The organism is Streptomyces sp. NPDC006339 (assembly GCF_040612775.1).
Classification (GTDB): domain Bacteria; phylum Actinomycetota; class Actinomycetes; order Streptomycetales; family Streptomycetaceae; genus Streptomyces.
In genome coordinates this window covers 3,162-4,587 of record NZ_JBEXQW010000107.1, presented here as the reverse complement: position 1 = coordinate 4,587, position 1,426 = coordinate 3,162, and the positions used below count along the sequence as shown (strand labels likewise).

General features: G+C 56.0%; 1 rRNA gene (running past one end of the window). It reads right to left on the bottom strand.

The features are described from left to right. Nucleotides 1–32: 32 nt before the first annotated feature. Nucleotides 33–1,426 (bottom strand): 23S ribosomal RNA (locus ABZ135_RS38580); it runs 1,375 nt beyond the window's last position.

Genomic DNA, 1,426 nt, shown 5'->3' with positions numbered 1-1,426 from the left:
CTTCAGAACTAACACAGTGGACGCGAGCAACTGAGGACAAGCCCTCGGCCTATTAGTACCGGTCAGCTCCACCCATTACTGGGCTTCCACATCCGGCCTATCAACCCAGTCGTCTACTGGGAGCCTTACCCTCTCAAGGAGGTGGGAATACTCATCTCGAAGCAGGCTTCCCGCTTAGATGCTTTCAGCGGTTATCCCTCCCGAACGTAGCCAACCAGCCATGCCCTTGGCAGGACAACTGGCACACCAGAGGTTCGTCCGTCCCGGTCCTCTCGTACTAGGGACAGCCCTTCTCAATATTCCTACGCGCACAGAGGATAGGGACCGAACTGTCTCACGACGTTCTAAACCCAGCTCGCGTACCGCTTTAATGGGCGAACAGCCCAACCCTTGGGACCGACTCCAGCCCCAGGATGCGACGAGCCGACATCGAGGTGCCAAACCATCCCGTCGATATGGACTCTTGGGGAAGATCAGCCTGTTATCCCCGGGGTACCTTTTATCCGTTGAGCGACGGCGCTTCCACAAGCCACCGCCGGATCACTAGTCCCGACTTTCGTCCCTGCTCGACCCGTCGGTCTCACAGTCAAGCTCCCTTGTGCACTTACACTCAACACCTGATTGCCAACCAGGCTGAGGGAACCTTTGGGCGCCTCCGTTACCCTTTGGGAGGCAACCGCCCCAGTTAAACTACCCATCAGACACTGTCCCTGATCCGGATCACGGACCCAGGTTAGACATCCAGCACGACCAGAGTGGTATTTCAACGGCGACTCCACCATGACTGGCGTCACAGCTTCAAAGTCTCCCACCTATCCTACACAAGCCGAACCGAACACCAATATCAAACTGTAGTAAAGGTCCCGGGGTCTTTCCGTCCTTCTGCGCGAAACGAGCATCTTTACTCGTAGTGCAATTTCACCGGGCCTATGGTTGAGACAGTCGAGAAGTCGTTACGCCATTCGTGCAGGTCGGAACTTACCCGACAAGGAATTTCGCTACCTTAGGATGGTTATAGTTACCACCGCCGTTTACTGGCGCTTAAGTTCTCAGCTTCGCCCTGACGAATCAGAGCTAACCGGTCCCCTTAACGTTCCAGCACCGGGCAGGCGTCAGTCCGTATACATCGCCTTACGGCTTCGCACGGACCTGTGTTTTTAGTAAACAGTCGCTTCTCGCTGGTCTCTGCGGCCACCCCCAGCTCAGAGTGCAAGACTCATCACCAGGCGTGGCCCCCCTTCTCCCGAAGTTACGGGGGCATTTTGCCGAGTTCCTTAACCATAGTTCACCCGAACGCCTCGGTATTCTCTACCTGACCACCTGAGTCGGTTTAGGGTACGGGCCGCCATGAAACTCGCTAGAGGCTTTTCTCGACAGCATAGGATCATCCACTTCACCACAATCGGCTCGGCATCAGGTCTCAGCC